Source organism: Kordia sp. SMS9 (genome assembly GCF_003352465.1).
In the GTDB taxonomy this organism is placed as follows: domain Bacteria; phylum Bacteroidota; class Bacteroidia; order Flavobacteriales; family Flavobacteriaceae; genus Kordia.
In genome coordinates, this window is the sequence record NZ_CP031153.1 from 4,986,849 (window position 1) to 5,011,887 (window position 25,039).

At 35.6% G+C, this 25,039-nt stretch carries 27 protein-coding genes and 1 other RNA gene; 9 read left to right on the forward strand and 19 right to left on the reverse strand.

Annotation, left to right across the window (positions count from 1 at the left end; genetic code table 11):
- Nucleotides 1-5: 5 nt before the first annotated feature.
- The 4 genes from aroQ to KORDIASMS9_RS21075 form a co-directional block, all read right to left on the reverse strand.
- Entirely contained in the window at nt 6-422 is a 417-nt protein-coding gene (gene aroQ, locus KORDIASMS9_RS21060; RefSeq protein WP_114904754.1) for a type II 3-dehydroquinate dehydratase, read from the reverse strand.
- A 91-nt stretch (nt 423-513) separates the two neighbouring features.
- Nucleotides 514-1,113, reverse strand: coding sequence for a porin family protein (locus tag KORDIASMS9_RS21065; protein ID WP_114904755.1), 600 nt, complete (start codon nt 1,111-1,113; stop codon nt 514-516).
- A 142-nt stretch (nt 1,114-1,255) separates the two neighbouring features.
- The gene (locus KORDIASMS9_RS21070) at nt 1,256-1,858 is read right to left on the reverse strand and encodes a porin family protein (protein WP_114904756.1); all 603 of its coding nucleotides are present in this window, start codon (nt 1,856-1,858) and stop codon (nt 1,256-1,258) included.
- 131 nt (nt 1,859-1,989) lie between these two features.
- Complete coding sequence (locus KORDIASMS9_RS21075; protein ID WP_114904757.1) at nt 1,990-2,502, reverse strand: outer membrane beta-barrel protein; 513 nt, start codon at nt 2,500-2,502, stop codon at nt 1,990-1,992.
- Nucleotides 2,503-2,669: 167 nt separating this feature from the next.
- Between KORDIASMS9_RS21075 and xerD the strand changes: the two genes are divergently transcribed.
- Entirely contained in the window at nt 2,670-3,566 is an 897-nt protein-coding gene (gene xerD, locus KORDIASMS9_RS21080; protein WP_114904758.1) for a site-specific tyrosine recombinase XerD, read from the forward strand.
- Nucleotides 3,567-3,626: 60 nt separating this feature from the next.
- Here the strand turns inward: xerD and KORDIASMS9_RS23525 are convergent, their stop codons facing one another.
- The 5 genes from KORDIASMS9_RS23525 to KORDIASMS9_RS21100 form a co-directional block, all read right to left on the reverse strand.
- Complete coding sequence (locus KORDIASMS9_RS23525) at nt 3,627-3,797, reverse strand: hypothetical protein (protein ID WP_162820096.1); 171 nt, start codon at nt 3,795-3,797, stop codon at nt 3,627-3,629.
- A gap of 146 nt (nt 3,798-3,943) precedes the next feature.
- Nucleotides 3,944-5,515 (reverse strand): ribonuclease Y, encoded by a 1,572-nt coding sequence (gene rny, locus KORDIASMS9_RS21085; RefSeq protein WP_114905314.1) that lies wholly within the window; start codon nt 5,513-5,515, stop codon nt 3,944-3,946.
- Nucleotides 5,516-5,764: 249 nt separating this feature from the next.
- Nucleotides 5,765-5,890, reverse strand: a non-coding RNA gene (ssrS, locus tag KORDIASMS9_RS21090) — 6S RNA.
- A gap of 53 nt (nt 5,891-5,943) precedes the next feature.
- Nucleotides 5,944-6,237 carry a cell division protein ZapA gene (locus KORDIASMS9_RS21095; protein ID WP_114904759.1) on the reverse strand — a complete coding sequence of 98 codons (294 nt, stop codon included), beginning with the start codon at nt 6,235-6,237 and terminating at the stop codon, nt 5,944-5,946.
- Nucleotides 6,238-6,255: 18 nt separating this feature from the next.
- Nucleotides 6,256-6,546 (reverse strand): hypothetical protein, encoded by a 291-nt coding sequence (locus KORDIASMS9_RS21100; protein WP_114904760.1) that lies wholly within the window; start codon nt 6,544-6,546, stop codon nt 6,256-6,258.
- Nucleotides 6,547-6,730: 184 nt separating this feature from the next.
- On the opposite strand from KORDIASMS9_RS21100, the gene KORDIASMS9_RS21105 reads away from it, so the two are divergent.
- From KORDIASMS9_RS21105 to KORDIASMS9_RS21115, 3 genes are all read left to right on the forward strand, one after another.
- Nucleotides 6,731-8,431: a M23 family metallopeptidase gene (locus tag KORDIASMS9_RS21105; protein ID WP_114904761.1), complete on the forward strand. Its 1,701-nt coding sequence runs from the start codon at nt 6,731-6,733 to the stop codon at nt 8,429-8,431.
- A 5-nt stretch (nt 8,432-8,436) separates the two neighbouring features.
- Nucleotides 8,437-10,911: a TonB-dependent receptor gene (locus KORDIASMS9_RS21110; protein WP_114904762.1), complete on the forward strand. Its 2,475-nt coding sequence runs from the start codon at nt 8,437-8,439 to the stop codon at nt 10,909-10,911.
- A 128-nt stretch (nt 10,912-11,039) separates the two neighbouring features.
- Nucleotides 11,040-11,684 carry a hypothetical protein gene (locus KORDIASMS9_RS21115; RefSeq protein WP_114904763.1) on the forward strand — a complete coding sequence of 215 codons (645 nt, stop codon included), beginning with the start codon at nt 11,040-11,042 and terminating at the stop codon, nt 11,682-11,684.
- Nucleotides 11,685-11,749: 65 nt separating this feature from the next.
- On the opposite strand, the gene KORDIASMS9_RS21120 is transcribed toward KORDIASMS9_RS21115, so the two are convergent.
- The 3 genes from KORDIASMS9_RS21120 to KORDIASMS9_RS21130 all read right to left on the reverse strand — a co-directional run bounded on the left by KORDIASMS9_RS21120 (nt 11,750) and on the right by KORDIASMS9_RS21130 (nt 15,631).
- Nucleotides 11,750-12,475, reverse strand: coding sequence for a glycosyltransferase family 2 protein (locus KORDIASMS9_RS21120; protein ID WP_114904764.1), 726 nt, complete (start codon nt 12,473-12,475; stop codon nt 11,750-11,752).
- Nucleotides 12,462-14,291 carry a hypothetical protein gene (locus KORDIASMS9_RS21125; protein WP_114904765.1) on the reverse strand — a complete coding sequence of 610 codons (1,830 nt, stop codon included), beginning with the start codon at nt 14,289-14,291 and terminating at the stop codon, nt 12,462-12,464. Before KORDIASMS9_RS21125 ends, KORDIASMS9_RS21120 begins: the two co-directional genes overlap by 14 nt.
- A gap of 191 nt (nt 14,292-14,482) precedes the next feature.
- Entirely contained in the window at nt 14,483-15,631 is a 1,149-nt protein-coding gene (locus KORDIASMS9_RS21130; RefSeq protein ID WP_114904766.1) for a cysteine desulfurase family protein, read from the reverse strand.
- Nucleotides 15,632-15,774: 143 nt separating this feature from the next.
- Between KORDIASMS9_RS21130 and KORDIASMS9_RS21135 the strand changes: the two genes are divergently transcribed.
- From KORDIASMS9_RS21135 to KORDIASMS9_RS21155, 5 genes are all read left to right on the forward strand, one after another.
- Nucleotides 15,775-16,308 (forward strand): hypothetical protein, encoded by a 534-nt coding sequence (locus KORDIASMS9_RS21135; protein ID WP_114904767.1) that lies wholly within the window; start codon nt 15,775-15,777, stop codon nt 16,306-16,308.
- A 481-nt stretch (nt 16,309-16,789) separates the two neighbouring features.
- The gene (locus KORDIASMS9_RS21140; RefSeq protein ID WP_114904768.1) at nt 16,790-17,572 is read left to right on the forward strand and encodes a hypothetical protein; all 783 of its coding nucleotides are present in this window, start codon (nt 16,790-16,792) and stop codon (nt 17,570-17,572) included.
- Nucleotides 17,573-17,581: 9 nt separating this feature from the next.
- Nucleotides 17,582-18,316: a hypothetical protein gene (locus tag KORDIASMS9_RS21145; RefSeq protein ID WP_114904769.1), complete on the forward strand. Its 735-nt coding sequence runs from the start codon at nt 17,582-17,584 to the stop codon at nt 18,314-18,316.
- A 2-nt stretch (nt 18,317-18,318) separates the two neighbouring features.
- On the forward strand, nt 18,319-19,044 hold the full coding sequence (locus KORDIASMS9_RS21150; protein WP_162820097.1) for a hypothetical protein: 726 nt from the start codon (nt 18,319-18,321) through the stop codon (nt 19,042-19,044).
- 21 nt (nt 19,045-19,065) lie between these two features.
- Nucleotides 19,066-20,865 carry a T9SS type A sorting domain-containing protein gene (locus tag KORDIASMS9_RS21155; RefSeq protein ID WP_114904771.1) on the forward strand — a complete coding sequence of 600 codons (1,800 nt, stop codon included), beginning with the start codon at nt 19,066-19,068 and terminating at the stop codon, nt 20,863-20,865.
- Nucleotides 20,866-21,026: 161 nt separating this feature from the next.
- Here the strand turns inward: KORDIASMS9_RS21155 and KORDIASMS9_RS21160 are convergent, their stop codons facing one another.
- The 7 genes from KORDIASMS9_RS21160 to rocD form a co-directional block, all read right to left on the reverse strand.
- Nucleotides 21,027-21,308: a hypothetical protein gene (locus tag KORDIASMS9_RS21160; protein WP_114904772.1), complete on the reverse strand. Its 282-nt coding sequence runs from the start codon at nt 21,306-21,308 to the stop codon at nt 21,027-21,029.
- A gap of 153 nt (nt 21,309-21,461) precedes the next feature.
- Nucleotides 21,462-21,857: a hypothetical protein gene (locus KORDIASMS9_RS21165; RefSeq protein ID WP_114904773.1), complete on the reverse strand. Its 396-nt coding sequence runs from the start codon at nt 21,855-21,857 to the stop codon at nt 21,462-21,464.
- A gap of 10 nt (nt 21,858-21,867) precedes the next feature.
- On the reverse strand, nt 21,868-22,155 hold the full coding sequence (locus KORDIASMS9_RS21170) for a hypothetical protein (protein WP_162820098.1): 288 nt from the start codon (nt 22,153-22,155) through the stop codon (nt 21,868-21,870).
- 140 nt (nt 22,156-22,295) lie between these two features.
- The gene (locus KORDIASMS9_RS21175; RefSeq protein ID WP_114904775.1) at nt 22,296-22,850 is read right to left on the reverse strand and encodes a Smr/MutS family protein; all 555 of its coding nucleotides are present in this window, start codon (nt 22,848-22,850) and stop codon (nt 22,296-22,298) included.
- A complete protein-coding gene (locus KORDIASMS9_RS21180; protein ID WP_114904776.1) occupies nt 22,847-23,116 on the reverse strand; it encodes a hypothetical protein in 270 nt (89 codons plus the stop codon). The genes KORDIASMS9_RS21175 and KORDIASMS9_RS21180 overlap by 4 nt, the downstream gene beginning before the upstream one ends.
- A gap of 102 nt (nt 23,117-23,218) precedes the next feature.
- On the reverse strand, nt 23,219-23,659 hold the full coding sequence (locus KORDIASMS9_RS21185) for a DUF5362 family protein (RefSeq protein WP_162820099.1): 441 nt from the start codon (nt 23,657-23,659) through the stop codon (nt 23,219-23,221).
- Nucleotides 23,659-24,939, reverse strand: a complete 1,281-nt coding sequence (rocD, locus tag KORDIASMS9_RS21190) for an ornithine--oxo-acid transaminase (protein WP_114905315.1) — start codon at nt 24,937-24,939, stop codon at nt 23,659-23,661. The genes KORDIASMS9_RS21185 and rocD overlap by 1 nt, the downstream gene beginning before the upstream one ends.
- Nucleotides 24,940-25,039 lie beyond the last annotated feature (100 nt).

Below are 25,039 nucleotides of genomic sequence, written 5' to 3' on the forward strand. Positions count from 1 at the left end.
ATGATTTACGATAAGAAACTCTGAATTGCCAATTGATAGCTTTGCATCCCAAAACCTAAAATAACGCCTTTTGCGTTGGGCGAAATATACGACTGGTGTCGAAACGCTTCTCTACCAAAAGTATTGGAAATATGCACTTCTACAACAGGCGATGTAATCGCTTTAATAGCGTCGCCAATTCCAATAGACGTATGTGTGTAGGCGCCTGCATTGAGAATGATACCATCATACGTAAAACCAACTTCTTGAATTTTATTGATCAATTCACCTTCTACATTCGATTGATAATAGTATAAATGTACTGTTGAAAATTGCGATTGAAGCGTTTCAAAATAATCTTCAAACGTGGCACTTCCGTAGATTTCGGGTTCGCGTTTACCAAGCAAATTCAAGTTAGGGCCATTGATAATAATGATATTCATAAGAATAGTTTTGGTAAAAATACGAAAATCAGCACACAAAAAAAGAAGCCGAAGCTTCCTTTTGTAATTCGCACAGGTATTAAATAGCTATTTAAAAAAAATAACCTACAGATAGTTGTAAAACGCCATTATAGAAAGAAGGAGATCGTGCTGACGAGTTGATCATACTCGAAATAGAAAAATGGTAACGTGCGTTAAGATTCAATCCATTGTCAAATTTATAGCTTGTTCCAAAAGCTGCAGAAAAATCGACATATTCAAATCTACTTCTAATATCTAATTCTGTGTTGTTTCTTTTTTCCGAAGCAGAAAGTAATACGCCAATTTGTGGTCCTGCTTCCACACTCCAGCCTTTCGTCAAATAATATTTTGCTAAAATCGGAAGGTTTACATAATCAAAATGATATTCGGTGCTTTGTGTAAAGCTACCTGCCGTAGATTTAATAGTTTGTTTTCGTGTGCCACCTTGTTGTGAATAGAGCAATTCTGCCTGGAGCGAAAATCGTTTGGAAAGAGAGAGTTCTGACATCACACCAAAGTGAAATCCAACACGTGGACTCAACTCAAAACTGGGCGCTCCTATAACCCAAGAAAAGTTTGTTCCAGCTTTCAAACCAAAAGAAAATTTTTCTTGAGCATTGGCGGTAAATCCAACACATAGTAATACGAAAATAATTGTAATTTTTTTCATGTAGTAATCGATTTAAATTATTCATTAATATTGAAACGAATGTATCAAACACTACAAATCGAAAACTACAATTTTGATTTTATTTAACAGAAAAAGGAAACTTTGTAGCTTCCTTTTATAAATTGGGTATGCTTTGTTATATTCATTTTAAGAAATAACCAATAGACACTTGCAATACGCCGTTGAAATTATCATCTGTAACGCCTTCAACATCGTTTACATTAGATACACCAGCGTTGTAACGTGCGCCAAAGCTTAATCCGCTATTCAGTTTATAACTTACACCTAAACTCGCTGCAAAGTCTATACTTTTCAATGCATCTTTGGCATCTACTTCAATTCCAGCACCTTCTTGTTCGGCAGAAAGTAAAAAACCAATTTGCGGTCCGGCTTCTATGCTAAAATTTTCGGTAATATAATATTTAGCCAACACAGGAAGGTTTACATAATTTTGACGTGCTTTCAACTCTTCTTCTTGTATTGTGAATCCATCTAAAGTAAAAGCAACATCCTGCTGCGCTCCTTGTTGTGAATATATTAATTCTGGTTGTATGGAGAATTTTTCTGAAAGTGAAAATTCAGACATCACTCCTAAATGCACACCAATACGCGGCGTAATTCCATCAGATGAATCTCCTGTAACCCAAGATGAGTTCAATCCACCTTTAAAACCAAAAGAAATTTTTTGCGCATTGGCAGTAAATCCAATACCTAGTACTACAAAAAGAATGTAAATTTTTTTCATGTAAAATCGTTTTTAATTATTTCGTTAATGTGGTCGCGAATGTATTAAACTATGGTATTTTTTTGAACTATATTTTCATAAAAAAAAGGAAGCCAAATTGACTTCCTTTTTTATAGTATGTTTTGTTTTGATTATAGTCCAAACATTACTCCTAATCCGATTGTGTCGAAGCTTCCGCCATCAATAGAAATTCCAGTGTAAGATACGTTTAAGCTAACTCTTTCAGAAACATTGTATCCAATTTTTGGACGGTAGTAAAAACCTCCATCATTACCATCATTGATTCCGATTGCATACCCTAAGTCTGCACCTACAAAGAAATCATCTGATACATTGTAACGAGCAGCACCTGCAATTGGAATAAACTGAGCATCTTCTGCATCTATTGTAGTTGTAATACCGAATACAGTAATTGATTGCTCATCACCAAATGCGTTTGTGAATCCTGTTGCAACACCCGCGTCAAACTTATCAGATACATTCCACATGTATGCAGCATCTAATCCAACACTGAACGTGTAAAAATCTCCAGCATCACCAATTGGTAAAGCTCCGTTGATTCCTACTTCAAATTTTCCGTCTTGTGCATTTGCTGTAAATACCATAGCAAAAACTGCTACTACTGCTAAAATAGTTTTTTTCATCTTTAAATAGTTTTTTAATTAATTCGCTTACAAAAATCCGCTTTTTTATAATTTAACTTACATTTGTTAACGAATTATTAACACTTTTACGACCATTATTCCAATTAAAATATTGAAAACCAAATATTTAAATTTTAAAAAAAAGTTTTAAATAAAATGCCTTTTTTATGAAATGGACGCATGCACTTAGGGATTTTACCCATTTTTTGAAGATCGAACGCGGTTTATCAGAGAATACAATTGTTAATTATTCGCACGACATTGAGAAGTTAATTCGATATATAGAACGCACTAAAATTAATGATACTCCTTTGTCTATTGACGAGGCAACCATGCAAAGCTTTATTTATGAAATTGCGAAAGTTGTCAATGCACGATCACAAACGCGTATTATTTCTGGTTTGAAAAGCTTTTTTACCTATTTGGTATTTGAAGAGTATCGAAAAGACAATCCGATGGAAATGATAGAAGCGCCCAAAATTGGGAGAAAACTTCCGGATACTTTAGCACTTGAAGATATTGAAAAGCTCATTGATGCTATTGATTTGAGCTCTTCGGAAGGACATCGCAATAAAGCTATTATTGAAACCTTGTACGGTTGTGGTTTGCGCGTCAGCGAATTAGTGAATTTAAAGTTGTCCGATTTATTCTTTGATGAAGGTTTTATCAGAGTAACGGGAAAAGGTGATAAACAGCGTTTCGTGCCAATTGGTCCCATTACACAAAAACACATTACTCTATATGTAAAAGAATCGCGTCCTTTTGTAAAGGAAGTTCCTGAGTTTAGTGATACTGTTTTTTTGAATCGTCGCGGAAAACAACTCACGCGCGTAATGATTTTTACCATTATCAAACGACTTGTAGAAAAAATTGGATTGAAAAAAAATGTATCTCCACATACCTTTCGCCATTCGTTTGCCACACATTTATTGGAAAATGGAGCCGATTTGCGCGCCATACAACTTATGTTAGGACACGAAAGCATTACTACAACCGAAATCTACATGCATGTCGACAGAAAACATTTGGCGGACATTATGGAAAAATTTCACCCAAGAACATAAAAAAACAGCAACCTTTTTATAAAGACTGCTGTTTTTCTTCTTTTCCTAGCATTACTAATTCTAGCAAGTTTTCCAACATTCCTTCACGGAACTTTTTTGACCTACAAAAATACTGTTACAGTAACACATAAAAGAAGCGGCTACGGAGGATTCTTTTCCTCCGCTGGCTTGCACTTGCTGTACTTTCGTAAGTGCATCAACGCCAGTTAGATTCAAGATTTTTTGTAACATGTGGGAACTATTTAGGTTATATATTAAAATTAACCATAAATACACCTATTCCGTCATTGTTTTGCCATAAACAATAAACGTGAATACCGTAGTTAAGAAAACTTTGGTATTCACGTTTTATAATGAATTGAATATTTTTTGAATGCTTATTTCGCGATATTCACCGCTCTGGTTTCACGGATTACCGTGATTTTTACTTGACCAGGATAGGTCATGTCCGTTTGAATTTTTTGTGAAATATTAAACGACAATTCTGCTGCTTTCGCATCGTCTACTTTTTCGCTTTCTACAATAACACGTAGTTCTCTTCCGGCTTGAATTGCATAGGCTTTCTTTACACCTGTAAATCCGAACGCAATGTCTTCCAAGTCTTTCAAACGCTGAATATAACTGTCTAATACTTGACGACGTGCGCCTGGTCTTGCGCCAGAAATCGCATCACATACTTGGACAATTGGTGATAATAATGAGTTCATTTCTATCTCGTCATGGTGTGCTCCAATAGCATTGCAAACTTCTGCCTTTTCACCGTACTTTTCTGCCCATTGCATTCCTAAGATTGCGTGTGGTACTTCCGTTTCCGTATCAGGTACTTTTCCGATATCGTGTAACAATCCTGCTCTTTTTGCCAATTTCGGATTCAATCCTAATTCAGCAGCCATCACACCACAAAGTTTTGCAACTTCACGCGAGTGTTGCAGCAAGTTTTGTCCGTACGAAGAACGATACTTCATTCTACCAACCGTTTTTATCAATTCTGGATGTAATCCGTGGATTCCTAAATCAATTACGGTACGCTTTCCGACTTCAATAATTTCCTCGTCAATTTGCTTGCGCGTTTTCTTTACAATTTCTTCAATTCGTGCAGGGTGAATTCGTCCATCCGTAACCAATCTGTGCAATGATAAACGTGCAATTTCTCTTCGAACCGAATCAAAACAAGATAAAATAATCGCTTCTGGTGTGTCATCTACAATAATTTCTACACCTGTCGCGGCTTCCAACGCTCTAATATTTCGTCCTTCTCTACCAATAATACGACCTTTTACGTCGTCAGATTCAATATTAAAGACAGACACACAGTTTTCTACCGCTTCTTCCGTTCCAATACGTTGAATGGTGTTGATGATAACTTTCTTCGCTTCTTGCTGTGCGGTGAGTTTTGCTTCTTCCAATTTTCCTTGAATGTAACTCATCGCATCTGTTTTGGCTTCTTCTTTGAGCGATTCTACCAATTGTTCTTTCGCTTCATCCGCAGACAATCCGGAAATTACTTCCAGTTGTTCTACTTGACTTTTGTGCAAACGGTCAATTTCAGACTTTTTCTTATCAATAAAATCTAAGCGATAATTGTAATCTTTTACTTTTGATTCTAAATCTTGATTTAATTTCTTGTTTTTTGACAACTCGCTAGAAATCTGTGATTCTTTATCACGCGTACGCTTTTCAGCTTCTGCCATTTTCTTATCTTTTGATAAGATGAACTTTTCGTGTTCGGCTTTCATTTCTAAGAACTTTTCTTTCGCTTGAAGAATTTTGTCCTTTTTAATGTTTTCGGCATTTGATTTTGCCTCTTTTAATACTACAGAAGCTTCTTTTTTGGCTTCTTCTATCATTTTAGAAGCTTGTTTTTTCTCCAAGCTCTTGGCAATGACAAAACCTATGATTAATCCAATCGCACCTGCGGCGACTGCAATTATGATTGTTGTGCTTTCCATCATCTATCGATCTTAATTTGTAATAATTGTTTAAGGTAAAACCTTAGTGTCCACTTTTTAGTGGCGATTGTTCCACTTTCGGTTTGAAATGTGCTTTGCAACGTTTTCAAACAAAAAGTGTGATTTTTAGGGTTGTTAGTTCCACTTACATTTTTGTGTTCGCATCTCGACTGCGCTCGATGTGACACGCTTCAAGCTTTTCAAAACAGAGTTTCACTAAAAAAGCCTACATTGATTAGAGTTTTGTATAAACTCCAAAAAACAAGTTTAGAGCTAACAGATTGATCAAGGATCTGCCCGAATACAAACGAATTTGTACTAGCAGCCTGCTTTTACAACCATGACTCACTCTTTTTAATTAAATTAACGTTGAGTTTATCAAAAATAAAAACCAATGTAGGCAGTAACCTATTTATATTTTAAAGAACTTATTGACTAAGCTGTGCTTTCAGTAATTCGTCAAGCGCTTTTAGCTTTTCTTCTAATGCTGTTTGATTCGAGTCTTTATCGATGGTTTTTTGTTCTGCTAGTGCTGCAAATTGCAAGGCACACATTGCCAACACATCTTGCTTATCTCTTACTGCATAACTTTGCTCAAGTTGTTTAATTCGCTCTTCTATTTTTTTTGCCGCTTTCCGCAATCCTTCTTCTTGGCTTGCCGAAATGGTTAACGGATACACTCTATCCGCAATAGAAAGCTTTATTTTGAGCTTGTTGTCCATAGTGTAAAGAACTCTTATTTATTCAGCCAATTGTGCAATACAATGGTCAATTTGACGAATTAATGTATTTATTTTAAGCTTAGCTTCTTTTTTGTTGTTATCACTGCCGAGCATTGAATTTGCAATTTTCAGCGATTTATACTTTTCTTCCCATTGTGAGATTTCTTGTTGTAAACGCTGCGATTCTTCCTTTGAATTGGTCAACTCTTGTCGTAGTTGTTGATTTTTTTGCTCCAAAACTGCAAGCTTGTGAAGCATTTTACTGACTCTATTTTCAAGAGAATCAACGATTTTCAAAGTACTATTCATTACATTTTTATTCAATGCGTATGGTTACAAATTTAGCATTCATAAAATAACTTCGCAAGGGTTTTGACTATTATTTAAAGTAAAGCTTTAAGATTCTTACTTTTTTTGGTGTAGTTTTTGAATTTAAAGATTCGAAATTAACTAAGTATTAGCTATTTTAGCTTTTCAAAACGCATTTTGATTTATGAACAGATTGTTTTTTATTTTTTTACTTTTCTTTTCTTTTGCCTATTCTCAGAACGAAATTATCAATACCGATTTTAGGTCACCGCTAGATATTCCGATCATTTTGTCAGGAACTTTTGGCGAATTGAGAAGCAATCATTTTCATTCGGGCATTGATATTAAAACAAAGCAGAAAGAAGGTTTTGAAGTCTTTGCCATTGGTGATGGTCATGTTTCACGCATCAAAATTCAACGCTGGGGATTTGGAAAAGCACTTTACGTGACACATTCCAACGGATATACTTCCGTGTATGCACATTTGAAAAAACTCGCGCCAAAGTTAGAAGCATATTTAAAGAAACAACAATATGCTAAAGAAAGTTACGCGATTCAACTCTACCCAAAACCGTCTGAATTGGTGGTGAAAAAAGGAGAAGTAATTGCATATTCTGGAAATAGTGGTTCTTCGGGCGGACCGCATTTGCATTTTGAAATTCGCGATGCAGCATCAAAACCTATGAATCCGATGTTGTTTGGTATAGAAGTGAAAGATTCGCACCATCCAAAAGTAAATGGCGTGTTTGCTTACGCACTTTCCGATTCGGCACAAATCAATGCTTCTAGCAAAATTGTGCAACTGCAATTGAAAAAAGGAACACAAAAAAATAGCTTTACGACTTCAAAAGTGTACGCTTCCGGCGTGATTGGCTTGGGAATTAATTCATACGATCGACAAGATTTAGCCTTTAATAAAAACGGAATTTATCAACTGGAAAGCTTTGTAAATGGCGTGAAAAATTTCAGCTACACTTTTAATAAGTTTTCGTTTGGCGAATCGAGATACATTAATACGTTGATTGATTACGAACGTTTCAAAAAGCTAAAACAACGCGTACAACGCTGCTTTTTGATTCCCGCGAATAAATTGAGTATTTATGACAATGTTGTCGATAACGGACGCATTCACATTGAAGAAGGAAAAGAATATACAGTGGTTTTGAAAGTGAAGGATTTTAAAAACAATATGACCACGATTACCATTCCGATTGTAGGGAAGCAACAAAAAATCACGCGAAAGCGAACGGAAAGTATCACGAAAAACTTCATTACTCGTAATGCAGAACATTCCCTAAAGAAAGAAGACGTCAGTGTGTTCATTCCGAAGAATACTTTTTATGAAGATTTTTATTTCGATCTATCAAAAGATACACAAGGACGCTACAACATACACAACGAAAAAGTGGCGGCACATAAAAACTTCGTCATTTCGTTTGATGTGTCTAAATATCCCGCGAAAGCGCGCAAAAAGTTATTTATTGCCAGTTTGGATCGCAAGAAAAAACCATCCTATAGTAAAACCAAAAAGAAAGGCACCACATTTACGACAAGTACCAAAAGTTTGGGCACGTATTTCTTAGCACAAGATTCCATTCCACCCAAAGTGAAACCTATCAACTTTGCTAAAGACAAGTGGATTTCCGCCAAAAAATACTTAAAAGTAAAAGTCACAGACGATCTTTCAGGTGTTCGCAGTTTTCGTGGAAGCATTAACGGACAATGGATTTTATTTGAATATGATCCAAAAAAAAACCTGTTGACCTACGATTTTAACGATATTATTTTTACCGAAGCAAAACATAATTTAAAGTTGATCGTTACTGATAATGTTGGAAATAATACTACATTTACCAGCACATTTTATAGAAAAACCAAAAACTAATACTATTGAAACCCACACGTTGTACACTTTTCTTAGCTTTTTTATTGTTTGCAAGCTTTCTATTTGCACAGACAGGAACCGTAAGAGGAGTTATTTTAGATGCTAATAATCAGCCTATTGACGCCGTAAATATTAAAACATCTGTCGGTACCGGAACACAAACCAACAAAAATGGTTTTTTTAAGATTGTGATTCCCGCCAATGAAAAAGTAACCCTGACATTTACACATATTGCACACAAAACAATTACACTGACGGTGCAGTTGAAAAACGGAGAAGATTACGATTTTTATCCTGTCATGTCTACCACAGCAGAACAAATTGGTGCAGTAGTGATTGATTCCCGAAAACGGAAAGCGGTAGAAGGTATTACAACACTTTCTGCGGAAACAGTTCGCTTGATTCCTGGCGCAAATCCTGGTGTGGAGAATTTGATTATGTCATTGCCAGGTGTGAGTAATAACAATGAATTGAGTACACAATATTCGGTTCGTGGTGGAAACTACGACGAAAACTTGGTGTATGTGAATGAAATTGAAGTGTATCGTCCGTTTTTAATTCGTTCGGGACAGCAAGAAGGATTGAGTTTTGTAAATACTGATATGGTACAAAACGTAGATTTTTCTGCAGGAGGATTTCAAGCAAAATTTGGCGATAAATTATCTTCTGTATTAGATATTACCTATAAAAGACCGGTTCGCTTTGGCGGAAGAGTCAATCTGAGTTTATTGGGCGGAAGTGCTTCACTAGAAACGTCTAGTAACGACAGTAAATTTTCGACCATTTCAGGAATTCGTTTTCGCGACAATAGTTTGTTGGTAAATAGCAGACAAACGGAAACAAATTTTAGACCGCGTTTTACGGATTTTCAAACGTATATGACGTATAAATTTTCAGATAAGTTTCATTTGAACTTTTTAGGGAATGTTTCCTTAAATGATTATGATTACGAACCGTTGACGCGTCAAACCAATTTTGGAACCTTACAAGATCCGATTGCGTTGTTGATTTTTTATGAAGGACAAGAACAAGACCGCTACCGAACGTATTTTGGAGCATTTAAAGCGAATTATTTCTTGAATGATGATGTCACGCTGAAACTCATCGCTTCTATGTATCATACCACAGAACAGGAGCATTTTGACATTTTAGCGCAATATCGTTTGGGGGAAGTAAATGCAAATATTGGCGATGAAGATTTGGGGGAAGTTGAATTTAGCGAAGGAATTGGTTCCCAATTAAATCACGGACGAAACGATTTAGATGCCTTAATTGTAAACGTAGAACACAAAGGAACCTACGAAATTGACGAAGAAGACAACCAAATAGATTGGGGAATTAAATACACACATGAAGACATTCGCGATCGTTTGATTGAATGGGAAGTGATTGATTCTGCTGGTTTTTCCATTCGTCCACCATTACCTGATTTTATAAACAACCAACCATACGAAGCGTTTGAAGGTCCATTGGAACCATTTCAGTCGATTCGCGCTCGAAATAATACTCAAATTGACCGTTTTTCAGGATATGTACAATGGAGTAAGCAATCGAAATGGGGCGAACATGATTTGTATACAAATATTGGTGTACGCGCGCACAGTTGGACCGTAAATGGCGACGGAATTCAAAGCAATACACAAGCTGTGGTAAGTCCTCGAGCGCAAATTGCCATCAAACCTGATTGGGAAAAAGACATGTTGTTCCGTCTCTCAGGTGGATTTTATCATCAGCCGCCTTTTTATAGAGAGTTGCGTGGTTTTGACGGCGTTGTAAATCCGAATGTAAAAGCGCAGCAATCTATTCATGTCGTGCTGGGAAATGATTATAGTTTTAAATTGTGGAAAAGACCTTTTAAACTGACCACCGAAGCGTATTATAAAAACTTATCGAATGTAAATGCGTATACGATTGAAAACGTTCGAATTCGCTACAGAGCTGATAATGCCGCGGAAGCATTTGCCTATGGTTTGGACATGCGTTTGAATGGTGAATTTGTCCCAGGAACAGAAAGTTGGTTAAGTTTTAGCTATTTACGTACCGAAGAAAACATCAATGATCGTGGATTTATCAGACGTCCGACGGATCAACGGATGCAGTTTGGCATGTTATTTCAAGATTACATGCGTAAGATTCCAAATTTAAAATTATACTTAAATTTAACGTATAATACAGGATTGCCTGGCGGATCGCCAAGTTATTCAGATCCATATTTGTTTCAAAGCGAATTGCCAGATTACCGTCGTGTTGATGTAGGTTTTTCGTATGTGTTGGTGGACAAAGACAAGCAATTTGATAAAGGACATTGGCTATCTGCCTTCAAAGATTTGAGTGTTGGTTTTGAGATTTTCAACGTGTTTGACACCTTCAATTCCATTACCAATACGTGGGTTCGCGATGTGTATACAAAACGTCAGTTTGGAATTCCTAATTTCTTGACAGGACGTGTATTTAATGTGAAGATGAGTATGCGATTTTAGCATCTCGACTGCGCTCGATGTGACAGGTGTAGTTGTTGGTTGTTTGTTGTTTGTTGTTTGTTGTCACTCAAACCTACAACTCATAACTCAAAACCCTATCGTAATTTGAATTTGAAAAGAATATTATTGTGAAAAAAATCCTCTTTATACTTATCATCTGCTTCGGAATACAACAAAGCAACGCACAAAAAAAGATTTACGTAAGCGATTCGTTTGAGGAGCTTTCAAAAGATCATCAAATCATTGCGATTCTTCCGTTTCAAACGACGCTCAATTTAAAATCTGACAAAAAAACCTATAGCGAAGCACAACTGAAAGAATTAGAATTAAGCGAAGGTATTGCTGTACAACAAGCCTTAGAAAGTTACTTTTTGAATAGAAAACGTAAGAAGAAACTCAAAATTGAATTTCAAGATATTAATACAACCAATCGTTTGCTACATAAAGCAGAGATTACGTCGGAAGACATGGACTTGTATGCACCGCAAGAATTGTGTAAGATTTTAAAAGTAGATGCGATTATCAGCGGAACGCTCACTTCTCGCCTCTTACTTTCCAAAGATGTGGATACGTCTTTTGATTTGGTTACCTATTTAAAAGGGAAGTCGGATTACGGTAAAATCATTATCAAATTGAGCAATAAAAATAATGGAAAATTATTGTGGCGATATGAAAAAACCATCAATCGTAAATCGGGAAAAAACACACGAAATATCATTAATAAAATGATGCGTATAGCTAGTAGAAAGTTTCCGTACGAGGAGAAAATTTAGTAGTTGTCTTTGAAACCTCAAAAAGCTGTCTTCGAGAACCTCAGACAACTTTTTGATGTAATTATTTACTTCATCCGAAATAAACCATATTTTAAGATACAATAGATGGCACGCACACCATCTTTCCAACCAATTTTTTTACCTTCATTGTAACGTCGGCTTTCATACGAAATGGAAACTTCTTGTAAACGAATTCCGTTGATTCTGGAAATTTTTGCGGTAATCTCAGGTTCAAATCCAAACCGTTTTTCGGTGATTGTGATGGATTTCATCATGTTTGTATTCAACAATTTATAACAAGTTTCCATGTCGGTAAGTTTCAACCCTAAGAAAAGATTGGAGAGAAACGTTAAAAACTTATTCGCATTGTAATGCCAAAAATAGGAAGTGCGTTTTTTTCCTTTATGAAGGAAACGAGAACCATACACCACATCGGCAACACCTTCCAAAACAGGCACTAACAACACATTGTATTCTTCGGGATTGTATTCTAAATCTGCATCTTGAATGATGAGATATTCACCTGTAGCTTTTGAAATTCCTGTTTGAATAGAAGCACCTTTTCCTTGGTTTTTTTCGTGTGTGCAAAATTGAATGTCCAACAAAGGATTTTCGTCGATAAACATTTGCACCAATGCTTTGGAATCATCTTGCGAACCGTCATCTATAATGACAAATTCTTTTTGAATAGCGTTCACCAATTGCACCGCTTTGATGTTGTCTAAAATCTGACGAACCGTTGCCGATTCGTTGTACACAGGAATAATAATGGTGAGTTTAGTTAGCTTCATACATCACTTGTACTTTTTCGTTGTTTTTGTAGCTACTTTTCTCGATTATTTTGCCTGTGCGGTCTTTTTTTACCACTTCTCCATGTAGTTTTCCTTCGTTCCAGATTCCTTCTAGCGTTTCACCATTGGCAAATGAGAGTATTCCGGGTCCGTGTCGCACATTGTTTTTCCAGTTGCCTTCGTATTGTTGTCCATCTTCCCAAAGATACGTTCCAATGCCATTGCGTTGGTCATTTTTCCAATCGCCCGAATAGCCTAATTCTGGTTGAAACTTCATTAAATAGGTGTTCGGATTTGGCAATTTCAATATGTTTTTGAATTTGTTCGGATACCGATCCATTGCAGGCACTAAATATTTACTTGTGGAAGAATAGCCCAATTGTTCTACCACAACATACTGTACTTTTTTACTTTTTAAAAATGCTATTTGCGCTTCTTTATCAAGTGTTCGTTGGTAATTTGTCACGTGTTTTTTTGAAAAAAGATAAAATAATCCTTCTTTTCGAACCGCAGTTACAGAAGTATCCTCCGCATTTTTTTTGATCCAATCCGCCACAGCGAAATAGTTTTTATACGTATCTGCATAGTCTGTAGTTGCTTTTTCGTGCAATTTAGAAATGGAACTACTTCCGTAGAAAATGAATCCACTCGCCAATAGAACAATCATAAGCGCAGGAACGATTTTTTGTGACGACCAACCGATTTTTGAACAGCTCAGTTTTAAGAGTTCCATCACACCAAAAACGCCTAAAAAAACTAAGATTGGAAGTAATGGTAAGATAAAACGTGTTCCATACCAAACACTTGGCCAAATGAGTAATAAGCCGAAAAAAGCAAGTACATAGAGTAAAATAAACGTTCGGAATTTTGATAGTTTATAGATTCCGAAAGCGATCGCAGCTAGCAATAAAAAACCGAGCAACCATTCTGCAAAAGGTGCCGCAGCATCCGAATAGATGATTTCTTTCGTAGAAGCCATTCCCGAAGGAATTTCCTTGGTGATGTAGCGTTCTAGGTTGAGTAAAATTCGATCGATCAAGTCTGAAAAACCAATCGTTCCCAATTCAGGTTGGTACGGATTTTTTAAGGAAAGTTGCGAAATGTAGGTGTTTCCTGTTGCGTTCATGCCGCGAATGAGCCAAGGAATGTATAATAGGATACAACCACCGATCAAACTGAATAGATAGTACCAGTGTTTTTTTAAGAATAAGAACGCAATCATGCTTGCAAATAGCGCCAATGCTACCGAACGAATGTAAAACGAAAACGAGAGACAGATTACTACTGCGAGAAAAGTTCCGTTTTTGAGTACAGGTTTCGAGAAGTCTATTTTTAGAAATAACCAAATACATACTAGCGAAACGAATAGAAACGGAATTTCACTCATCATGATGGTGGAATAGCCTAAAATATGATAGTTGAGCAAACTGATGAGACTTACCGCAAATGCCAAATGATCATTCTGTGAAAGCTTTTTTACGATAAAAAATAACAACAAAATAGCGCACAAAAGAAAAAATCCATTCACTATTTTAATCGTAGCAATATCGTTTGAAATAAATTTAACAACTCCCGAAATGATCAGTGGATAGCCTGGCGGATAATGATAATGTGCTTCTTTTTCTACGTGATGAATGTTGGTATAGCCTTCGCCATCAGCAATGGCGTTTCCTAAAATATAGTAACTCGCATTGTCGCCACCGAGACTGACTTTTGCATCGAAAATACTGCTGTAAATTGCAAAAAACGCAATCACTAGCACGAAAATGTATGCTATTTTGTGAAGTTTTTGGTTGGAAGCAATAGATTGAATCATGCGTTTTGACGTTTCAATACGTCATGGTTTGATTGGTGTTTCAATATAAAGATAATTATCTTTTCTTGTTGACTTGTCTTTATAAAAAAAGTGAATTCATTTTTACGAACTCACTTTCTATGTTTAGTATGTATGATGAGAAGCTGAGTCAAGTTCAGCTTGACGTTCAATCTTTCAATCTTTCAATCAACCTACGAATTCGCATATTCGTGCAACGTCTGTATGACATAATCAATTTCTTCTTTGGTATTGAATTTTGAAAACGAGAAACGCAACGATGGCTTTTCTAAATCTTCATCGTTTAAAATAGCGCGCAATACATGGGAACCTTTGCTGCTTCCCGATTGGCAAGCGCTTCCTTTGGAACAGGCAATTCCTTTTAAGTCCATGTGAAAAAGCAACATCAAGGCTTTTTGTTGATCGAATGGCAAACACACATTTACTAAGGTATACGTGCTTTTGGTGGTTTCATGACAGTTTCCGTTGAATTTTACTTCTGGCAATACTTTTTTAAGTTCGTCCATAAAGTAACTTTTCAAACCTTCCACATAGTTTTTTTCTTCTTCCAAATTCTCATACGCCAAGCGGAATGCTTCTTCCAAACCAACGACATTGTGTACTGCTTCCGTTCCTGCTCGGAATCCGCGTTCTTGCGATCCACCAAAAATTAATGGTTTTAATCCAGAATCTTTTCGAATAAATGCAAAACCAATTCCTTTCGGTCCATGAAATTTATGAGCTGCGGCTGCCATAAAATCGACAGGTGTTTTTTGCACATCCCATTCAAAATGTCCGATAGATTGTACTGTATCTGAGTGAAATAAAGCACCGTATTCTTTGCAAATTTCTGCTACTTTGTCTACATCCAATAAGTTTCCAATTTCGTTATTTACGTGCATTAAACTGACTAGTTTTTTAGAGTTGTCTGCTTTTAACAGCGCTTCTAAATCGTCGTAATCAGGCGTTCCACAGGATTGCAATTTTACATACGCTACTTTGATATCGCTTTCTATACGCAATTGTTCTACCGTGTGCAATACTGCATGATGCTCAATTGGAGACGTAATAATGGTCGTAACTCCCAAATCTCTCACAGAACAACGCAATGCCATATTATCTGCTTCCGTTCCGCCCGACGTGAAAATAATTTCTTGTGGAGAAGCATTTAAGTATTTTGCAATGGTTTTACGGGCAGTTTCTATCAAAGTTTTAGACGAGCGACCAAAACTATGTGTGGAAGAAGGATTTCCAAAATTTTCTTCTAAAGCTTTTTTGATACGATCGACAACTTGTGGTCGAATTTGTGTAGTGGCTGCACTATCAAAATATACGTTCTTCATGTAATATTTCTATAAATAGGATTGGATGTAAAAAGATGAACAAAAATAGGCGAAATAAAATTATTAACAATATGTTTCGAAATAAATAGAGTTTTCTTAATACTTTTGTTGCTGATTTTGATTTAAAATATAACGACACCTTTATGAAGAAAATAGTATTCCTTTTTGCAATCGCCTGTACTTTTTTTAGTTGTGATGATGGAGATTTGACTGTTGAAGAAATTGATTTGGAAACAACTGCTACGGTAGAAGCTTGTACTTCAGATTCGGGCATTCCTGCAGGAGTGACACTATTGTTCAAAATAAACGGCACAGAAACTGTGATTTTAGAAGCGCCTTCCAATTTGTATATCAATGAAGTTACCGAAACGGATATGCCTAGAACCGCAACGTTGAATAGTGACGCTTCTAGCTTTTACCGAAGTTTTGATACGAGTATTACCAGTGGTTATTTTTGTGACGAATTGCCTTCTGACATTCCCATAACGCTAGAATATACCGCTGTTGCAGGAACTGTGGAAGTAACAACCACCGAAGTATTGGATAGTGATACTATGGAAATTACAGGATATAAACACAATACGGTTTTTATTGATGTTGTGTTTACAGGAACCAACGGACAAGATGTACGTTATGGTGAGTTTGTTTTTGGCGAAATGACTACTGTGGTAGAGTAAGTTTTTGGTGTTGGGTGTTGGTTTTTATGCTATTCAATTTTTACTATTTTCTCGGTTCGCCATTTATTTATACTTACTTAATTCGAATGAAAGCTTGTAAACTATAATGTCGTTTTAACTACTATACTTACATTTGACACGAATTCGACATAACTTTAGAATCAATTTCATCCTTTTCAAAACGCAATATTTTTTTCTTTAAATAATAAAATTCAAGAGCTTATAGCTTTGTGAATTTCATGGTTTAAAATAACAGGACAAGAACCTAACCATAACATTTGTGTAAGTTTTTTAAACTAACTTTCTTCAAAAAAATATATAAAGAATTATATAAAATTCATGTGAGCACATGTGGATAAGTGTAATTCACCGAATAAAAATGCCATACATCGTAAATACTGATAACTAGCTATTTACTAATAAAAATTTGCTATGCTATTAAGTATCTTACAATCCCCTAAACCTTATAGCTGAAGATATCATGAAATGTTTTTCTGAAAAAAGTGTTGGCTTTGTATCTGTTAAAATAATTTTCACTGCTTTATTATTATTTACTTCTATTTCTGTACACGCTCAAGTAGGCATAGGAACTGAAAATCCAAAATCTAGTGCCATAGTAGATGTAGAATCTAATACAAAAGGAGTTTTGCTTCCTAGAGTTTCTTTAAACTCTACAACAGATATAACTACTATTGCGAATCCTACACATAGTTTACTTGTTTATAATACGGCTACTGTAAATGATGTATTTCCTGGATTTTATTATTATGATACAACGTATCCAAAATGGGTTCGATTTCAAGCAGGTGGAAGAAAATCTGTAAAGTATTCAAATACAGATGTTACTACAAATTTGAATCAAACTTCTGATACTGATATGCCAATTTTCGGAAATCTAGAATGGAGTGATGATACTTCAATTTTTGTACAATCAGGCAATCAATTACAGGTAAAAGTTCCTGGAAGATACCAAATTATACTACAAACATACATTTACAACGTTGATAACAACAACTCTGCAGCACCTACACATCAAGTAAAAATAAATGGTGTAAAGAGGGGATCGCAAGTAATTTGTGGTCACATGAGAGACAGTAACAATCATAGATATGATGGCGCTTTATTAGTTGAAACACTGTATTTGAATGCGAACGATATCATTACGATCAACACAAAAATAGAAGATGGAAGTAACGATAATGATAATTGTAGATTTGAAAGTGTTGGCACATCGAACATCGTTATTACAAGAATCGGTTCTTAAATAAATGAAATGAAAAATTATAGCTACCTTTTTATTATTTTATTGTCTTCATTTCTAAATGCGCAAGTAGGAATTGGCACCAAAGATGGTCCAAATGACGCAGCCATGTTGGAAGTGAAAAGCACAAATCAGGGGATTCTAATCCCGCAAATAACACTAACTGGCACAACAGACACAGCTACGATTCCGAATCCAGAAACAAGTCTGTTAATTTTTAACACCGCCACGGTTAGCGATGTATATCCAGGATATTATTTCTGGAATGGTACAAAATGGGATCGTTTTATTACCGGATTTCAAGAATCGGTAAAATGTAGCAATACAAATATTACTTCAAATATCAATACTTCGTCATTTTCCAATGCTCCTATTTTTGGAGCTACCGAATGGAATGATAACCCAGCAATCTACACGGTTGATAGCTCAAATAATGCTATTACTGTTAGAATTGGTGGCACCTATCAAATTGAAGCCAGTTTGTATTACAACATTGCTAAGTCGGGGTACTCAATTGCTGGACAAGTAGCAGTCAATGGTGTTAATAAAGGTTCCTTGGCTTCTACAGGCTATATAGATGGAAAAAGTAGTGATAACGAAAACGCATCAATCACACTGATAGAAGTATTGGAACTTAATGCAAATGATGTGATTAATATAAAAGTAAGAAGAGATTCTGACAAGAGTGATCCTGTAAATCTTACCTCTGTTGGAACGTCGAATATTACTATTACTAAAATAAAGTAAATATGAAATCAACTATTTACATATCCTTAATGTTACTACTTTTTGCTAGTATTCAGGTAGATGCGCAAGTGGGTATTAATACAACAGACTTGGATGCTACTGCGGCTTTAAAGATAGAATCAAGTAATAAAGGGATATTACTACCAAGAGTTGCCCTCACCGGTTCTACGGATACTAGTACTATTTCGAATCCTTCAGTTAGTTTACTTGTTTATAATACGGCCACGGTCAATGATGTATTTCCAGGATTTTATTATTGGAACGGAAGCAGTTGGCAACCTATTGATACTACTGTTCGAACACATTCTGTAGCGAAATACATTACGACAAATTCATCTACCAATATCAATCAATCAATTACAGCACCCGTTTTTGGTACCGAAGAACGGAATGACTTACCAAGTGTTTTTGTACAAACGGGAAATCAGTTACAGGTCAAAGCCGCTGGTCGCTATACTATAATTTTAAATATAAGAACTCTTACTTCTGTTGATAATTCGCATCCAATTGCAAGAATATCTATAAATGGAACACCTACAGGAGCTGTTGCTGGCTCGGCTCATGTTGAAGTTAAAGATGGACATGAAAACAGTTCTCTGAATTTGAATGAAACGTTAAATCTAAATGCTGATGATATTATTACCATAGAAATGAGTTCAATACGATCTGGAAATACGACAATGGTCACAGGCGGCTTATCAAACATTATCATTGTTAAGCTCAAATAACTGCTAACAAAAACGACTTTTATGAAAAAAAAATATACCACCTTATGTTTCGTGTTTCTCATACAAATTGCTTTTGCACAATTGTCTGTGCGAAATGATACGTTCATATTTGTCAATGATCAAGTTGTTTTTGTAAATGATAATGTTAACTTAAATGAAACGGATTCAAAAATATATTTACGAAATGACGCGCAGCTGATTCAAGGAACTGGAACTACTGGAAATTCAGGCATAGGGCAATTGAGTATGTACCAAAACGGAACTACTCACAATTATGCCTATAACTATTGGTGTTCTCCTATTGGAAATAATTCCGCTCTCCAAGGAAACGAAAACTTTCAAGCAAATTTAATAGATGATGCCACTGGTTTGATTACAAGTACCGATGTTGCATTCACAAGTATTGACGGAACTTCATCACCACTCACTATTGCAAGCTATTGGATTTATACTTTTGAAACATCTACACAATACAGCGATTGGTTCCATAGAGAGGATACAGGAAACATCGCTCCTGGACTTGGATTTACCATGAAAGGAACAAGTGGATCTTCTAACAATCAATTGTATGATTACAGAGGAAAACCCAATAATGGTACAATAGCAAATAGTGTTTCTGTGGGAGAATGGACATTGGTAGGAAATCCTTATCCATCCGCTCTAGATGCCGTAGCGTATATTCACGATACGGAAAATGCTGCTGCCATCACAGGAACACTCTATTTTTGGGAACAAGATTTATCTGTAATGTCACATTTTGTTGCCGATTATGTTGGTGGGTATGCCACATATACCATTAATGCTTCTGGAACTGTTGAAACTTTCATTCCAGCTACATTTGACACCTATGATGGCGGAGGTTCATTGAATATGACAGGTTCTTCTAGTACTAGTGGAAAACAAGTTCATAGATACATTGCTATTGGACAAGGCTTTATGGTTGAAGGAAGTACAACTACAACAGGAACAGTTCGTACAAAAAATACACATCGTGAATATTACAAACAATCTGATGAAGATAGTGAGTTTTTCAAACCTGCCAATGCCAATATAGATACAAATCTCATAGAAAATAGTACTACAGAAAATGAAAATATGTCAACTAATGGAACTTCAAATCCATACAGCTCAATACCTAGTGATTATAAACGTTTTCGTCTAAATATTGATTTTAACGATGTATACACTCGCCAATTGGTACAAACATTTCATGATACAGAAGCTACCTACGGTTTTGATTATGGAATGGAATCTAAAAGTCCTGCCGATGTTGCTAACGACGCATACTGGTCTATCGACAACGAACCTTATGTAGCACAAGCATTACCTTTTGACACAAATATGGCAATTCCATTACACCTAAAATTAAACAACAATGGAATGGTTCGTGTCCGTATTTTTGACATTCAGCATTTTGATGAGAGTCAGAAAATTTTCGTACACGATTTAGAAACTAACATATACCATAATATCAAACAGTTTCCTTTTGAAGTTTCCCTAAATGCAGGAGAATATGACAATCGTTTTGAAATTGTTTTTACGGATGCTATTTTAAGTACAGAAGAGATCGTTGCTACTAATTTTAGCATATTTCAAGATAATGCGCAACAACAATTAATAATCAAGAATCCTGATTTAATTACAATCCAAAACATTCATTTGTATGACATGTTAGGAAAACTCATTTGGTCCAATGAAAATGTAAGTACCGAAAATGAGTATACGATTGATACAAGTTCACTGAGCAACGGTGTTTACATTACAAAAATTAACACTGCAAACAATAAGACTTTTACGAAAAAAGTCATTGTAAGAAACTAGTCTAGTTTTACAGAAACACTACGGTCATTGGAACTATGAAAGTTACCACAATCGAAGTTACGATAGCAATACCACAGAAATTATGGGATATTTACGCTATACTATTTTTACCGATGAAGTATTAACCTAAAAAAACGGTCAACTTTATATAGAAAAGTTGACTATTCTATTTTTACTCCATTCTCAGTAAGTTGTTTGTACTTTTCTTGATTGTATTTAAACATTTCTTTCAATGCTTCAAAGATTGTTTGTGATTCTGCTTCTTTCAGTTTAAATTTTTCTATAATTGGTTTAAAACTATATACTTTTTTATCAATTTCAACTTCAAGTTCTTTGAGTTTAGGACCAATTATTGTTGCGATTTTAGTGGGAGTTTCTCCTTCTTCTAAGAGTTGTATTCCTTTATCAAAATAATATGCTGAAGAATCACTCAATTGCTTCATCTCAAACTTAAAAAAATCAATAGCTTTCTCTTTTTCAGATTGTCAAATAGAAACTTGAATACAGAATAGTAGCAAAAGTATAGTGAAGTATTTTTTCATGTGTGTTTTTAAATAATTCTATTCGCGTGAAACTTCACAACTACAAGATACAACTTAATGTGAGATGCTAATCTTTGTCAACGTTTCTATAAGTTCGTTTGCATCCTTTATACTTGCTGTTCGAAGATTTCTAGTTTTTCCATTTGTCAATAGTAGCGCATATCGTTGTTGCCCAAAAACCGTTTTTGTAGTTAGTTTTTTGATTTTTTCTAAGGGAATTTTTTCTGCATACGATTGCTTGAATACTATAAAGTATAAAGTTACCAATGAAATCGCGCCAATCGCCATCCAAAGTATTTCCATAAAGCCAAAATCACCTCTCGATTTCACAAGCCAAATTATAGCATTCAATAGGTTAATAATGATTAAGAAGTTAACTAAATATAATTGTGTTTTGCTTCCGTCTTTGATTTCTAGGATATTTTCTGTTGTGTGAAATTTTATCTGCATTTGTTAAAAATTAGTATCCGTTTTTATCGGTGTCAAACGTTACACCCATTCCAACCAAAATAGCATGTTTTTCACTTATCTCCTGTGTCTTTTTTTTGAACCCTAAAAAAAATGCATCGTATTCTTCACGAGACAAATTTAGTTTTCGGGCTTTATATGCAAATTCTCTTGATTTAAGGTTGATTTCCTTTCTAAAACTTTCGATTTTGGCACTAATAACAGCTGTCACTTCGGTTGGTTCTACATCCAATACTGACAATTGAATTCCTTTGTTATAATATAATAAAGAGGAATCCATTAGCTGCAATATTTCAGATTTATAACTTTCAACTTTTGCTTGTGTCCCATCTTTCGACTCTGAACATGAAAAACAAACAAAAAAAGCTAGCGTAAATACAATAAGGAGAGTTCTCATGTAGAAAATTGATTCGTTACTATTTATTTCAGATTTTGATAAATATAAACTTCGGTAGCACCCAAACCGTATTTTTGATAGTTGGCATCGTAATATTTTACATTGTCGTACTGACGAAATAAATAATATAATTCTTCCTTTAAAACACCTGCGCCCACTCCGTGAATAAACACTACTTTTGGAATGCGCTTTCTCATGGCGAATTCCAATTGTCGTTTTGCCGTGTCTGTTTGTAAGGTGAGCATGTCATAATTGCTCATGCCTTTGTGCGAATTGGTCAGTTGATGAATGTGCAAATCGACTTCCATCAGATGTTCTATGCGCTCTTTTTTGGACTTCGGCAAGATGCGTTTTGGCTTTTTAGCCGCTTCCTTTTCTTGAATGGCACTGAATATTTTTTGATTGGATAAGTCACGTGCGATTTCGTCTGAGGCAATTTTTACCAATTCGGAAGCTTCAAACATCAGTGGAAAACCTTCGTCTGTTTCTATGGTAATTGTGTTGCCATTAATGGCTTGCACAACTCCTTTGATAACATCATCAATAGCTTCTACGCGATCTCCTACTTGAAAATTCATGATTCCTTATGATTATCTTTCTTTTCTTTTAACGCTTCTTTTTTAGAATATTCTTCTCTGTTGAAATGTTCTTGGTGTTTATATGCTTTTGGTCGATTTGACGTCAGCGAAGCATTCATTTTATACAAGCCAAACATGAGCGCAAAAACTGCAAAGATGGTTATAACGAGTTGTGTTTCGCCTTTAAATTCTTCTCGAAAGAGTAATAATCCTCCGCCAGAAAGCACGAGAACTAAATAAATGCCTGTTGTATATGTTGACTTCACTTTAGATCAATTTAAAATGCAAAAATAGTATTTTCTATACGATTCGAAATGCAAGCTGTATTTTATTTGTAGCTTTTTGATTGGATAAGAAAAGCTACAAAGCTACATAAACAATAAAATGATAATTAGGAACACAAAAATACTACTTAGAATTGCTAGTGATACAAATATAAAATATGTACCTAGTTTGGAAAATGCTTTTTCTAAATCGCTCGTGCTTTTATCGCGCAATGCAGCGTTCATTCTTTTAGAAAAAGAAAATAGATATAATCCAGGAAAGAAATTGACAATGGCAATCAGTATGTAAAAGATAGCATATACATACGGAGGAAATTCACTAAAACCTGCAAAAACCGTTTGTGCTTCTTTGAAGAAAATCAGCGAAAATATACCGACAAAAAGTAAAATTCCAGAAGCTACAAAACCGATCATAGAAAGCACGAAAGCCCATTTGGAAGCTTTCCGTAGAAACTTCTTTGAGCTTTCGTTTAATCGTAATTCGAAGTTATCGAATACATTGCTATCTTGTTTGCGTATGGGCACTATTTTTCAAATTGTTTAAGTGTCTTCGTAATGATGCTTACACATTCTAATAATTGATCTTTTGTCATAACTAATGGCGGCGCAAAACGGATGATATTTCCGTGTGTTGGTTTTGCTAATAAACCATTATCGCGCAATGCTATACAAATATCCCAAGCTGTGTTACTGTCTTCCGTATCGTCGATCACAATGGCGTTCAACAATCCTTTTCCTCTGACGAGATTTACGATCGTACTAGTTTCAATATATTTGTTGAGTTCGCTACGGAATAATTCTCCCAATTGATATGCATTTTCTGCCAAAGCTTCGTCTGTAACCACTTCCAAAGCTGCCATTGCCACTGCTGCTGCCACAGGATTTCCTCCAAAGGTAGAGCCATGATTTCCAGGACGAATAACGCTCATAATATCGTCATTTGCCAATACGGCAGATACTGGATATGCGCCTCCTGACAATGCTTTTCCTAAGATTAATACATCTGGTTTTACATCAGGTGTTCCGCTACAGTTTTTTTGTTCGCAAGCACAGTTTCCACAGGTTGCTAACAAGCGTCCTGTGCGTGCAATTCCTGTTTGTACTTCGTCTGCAATGAATAATACATTGTGCGCTTCACACAAGGCTTTTGCTTTTGCTAAATATCCTTCTGATGGTACATATACGCCAGCTTCTCCTTGAATTGGTTCTACTAAGAATCCTGCTACATTTGGATTGCTTTTCAGTGCTTCTTCCAAGGCAGCAACATTGTCATATTCAATTTTGATAAATCCGTCCGTGTAAGGACCGAAATTTTTACGTGCTACAGGATCGTTTGAAAACGAAATGATCGTCGTGGTTCTTCCGTGAAAGTTGTTTTCACACACGATGATTTCTGCTTCATTTTCCGCGATTCCTTTTTTCTCATACGCCCATTTTCTACAGATTTTCAACGCCGTTTCTACGGCTTCGGCTCCTGTATTCATTGGTAATAGTTTGTCGAAGTTGAAATATTCGGAAGCAAATTTTTCATAACGTCCCAACATGTCGTTGTAAAATGCACGCGATGTTAAGGTTAAGGTTTCTGCTTGTGACACCATGGCATTGACGATTTTTGGATGACAATGTCCTTGGTTTACTGCGGAATATGCAGAAAGAAAGTCAAAATATTTTTTTCCTTCCACGTCCCAAACGTATACGCCTTCTCCTCTACTCAACACCACTGGAAGTGGATGGTAGTTATGCGCTCCGTACTTGTCTTCTAATTCAATTGCTTGCTGAGATGTTAATTGTTCTAAAACAGCCATTTTTAATAAAGTTTTAAATGATAGATAATTTACCATTCCTTCTCTACCTTTATCCTTTCGAAAGACTCGAAAATTCAGCGTGGGAGAGAAATCATCCCTA

What these genes read in the sequence shown, in the direction of transcription:
- xerD (WP_114904758.1), top strand. Translation starts at nt 2,670, where the DNA reads ATGAAATGGACGCATGCACTTAGGGATTTTACCCATTTTTTGAAGATC.
- aroQ (WP_114904754.1), bottom strand. Translation starts at nt 422, where the DNA reads ATGAATATCATTATTATCAATGGCCCTAACTTGAATTTGCTTGGTAAA.
- KORDIASMS9_RS21120 (WP_114904764.1), bottom strand. Translation starts at nt 12,475, where the DNA reads ATGAAGCTAACTAAACTCACCATTATTATTCCTGTGTACAACGAATCG.
- KORDIASMS9_RS21135 (WP_114904767.1), top strand. Translation starts at nt 15,775, where the DNA reads ATGAAGAAAATAGTATTCCTTTTTGCAATCGCCTGTACTTTTTTTAGT.
- KORDIASMS9_RS23525 (WP_162820096.1), bottom strand. Translation starts at nt 3,797, where the DNA reads ATGTTACAAAAAATCTTGAATCTAACTGGCGTTGATGCACTTACGAAA.
- KORDIASMS9_RS21155 (WP_114904771.1), top strand. Translation starts at nt 19,066, where the DNA reads ATGAAAAAAAAATATACCACCTTATGTTTCGTGTTTCTCATACAAATT.
- KORDIASMS9_RS21175 (WP_114904775.1), bottom strand. Translation starts at nt 22,850, where the DNA reads ATGAATTTTCAAGTAGGAGATCGCGTAGAAGCTATTGATGATGTTATC.
- KORDIASMS9_RS21140 (WP_114904768.1), top strand. Translation starts at nt 16,790, where the DNA reads ATGAAATGTTTTTCTGAAAAAAGTGTTGGCTTTGTATCTGTTAAAATA.
- rocD (WP_114905315.1), bottom strand. Translation starts at nt 24,939, where the DNA reads ATGGCTGTTTTAGAACAATTAACATCTCAGCAAGCAATTGAATTAGAA.
- KORDIASMS9_RS21150 (WP_162820097.1), top strand. Translation starts at nt 18,319, where the DNA reads ATGAAATCAACTATTTACATATCCTTAATGTTACTACTTTTTGCTAGT.
- KORDIASMS9_RS21100 (WP_114904760.1), bottom strand. Translation starts at nt 6,546, where the DNA reads ATGAATAGTACTTTGAAAATCGTTGATTCTCTTGAAAATAGAGTCAGT.
- KORDIASMS9_RS21070 (WP_114904756.1), bottom strand. Translation starts at nt 1,858, where the DNA reads ATGAAAAAAATTTACATTCTTTTTGTAGTACTAGGTATTGGATTTACT.
- KORDIASMS9_RS21160 (WP_114904772.1), bottom strand. Translation starts at nt 21,308, where the DNA reads ATGAAGCAATTGAGTGATTCTTCAGCATATTATTTTGATAAAGGAATA.
- KORDIASMS9_RS21145 (WP_114904769.1), top strand. Translation starts at nt 17,582, where the DNA reads ATGAAAAATTATAGCTACCTTTTTATTATTTTATTGTCTTCATTTCTA.
- KORDIASMS9_RS21105 (WP_114904761.1), top strand. Translation starts at nt 6,731, where the DNA reads ATGAACAGATTGTTTTTTATTTTTTTACTTTTCTTTTCTTTTGCCTAT.
- KORDIASMS9_RS21130 (WP_114904766.1), bottom strand. Translation starts at nt 15,631, where the DNA reads ATGAAGAACGTATATTTTGATAGTGCAGCCACTACACAAATTCGACCA.
- KORDIASMS9_RS21125 (WP_114904765.1), bottom strand. Translation starts at nt 14,291, where the DNA reads ATGATTCAATCTATTGCTTCCAACCAAAAACTTCACAAAATAGCATAC.
- KORDIASMS9_RS21170 (WP_162820098.1), bottom strand. Translation starts at nt 22,155, where the DNA reads ATGGATTCCTCTTTATTATATTATAACAAAGGAATTCAATTGTCAGTA.
- KORDIASMS9_RS21165 (WP_114904773.1), bottom strand. Translation starts at nt 21,857, where the DNA reads ATGCAGATAAAATTTCACACAACAGAAAATATCCTAGAAATCAAAGAC.
- KORDIASMS9_RS21065 (WP_114904755.1), bottom strand. Translation starts at nt 1,113, where the DNA reads ATGAAAAAAATTACAATTATTTTCGTATTACTATGTGTTGGATTTACC.
- KORDIASMS9_RS21075 (WP_114904757.1), bottom strand. Translation starts at nt 2,502, where the DNA reads ATGAAAAAAACTATTTTAGCAGTAGTAGCAGTTTTTGCTATGGTATTT.
- KORDIASMS9_RS21095 (WP_114904759.1), bottom strand. Translation starts at nt 6,237, where the DNA reads ATGGACAACAAGCTCAAAATAAAGCTTTCTATTGCGGATAGAGTGTAT.
- rny (WP_114905314.1), bottom strand. Translation starts at nt 5,515, where the DNA reads ATGGAAAGCACAACAATCATAATTGCAGTCGCCGCAGGTGCGATTGGA.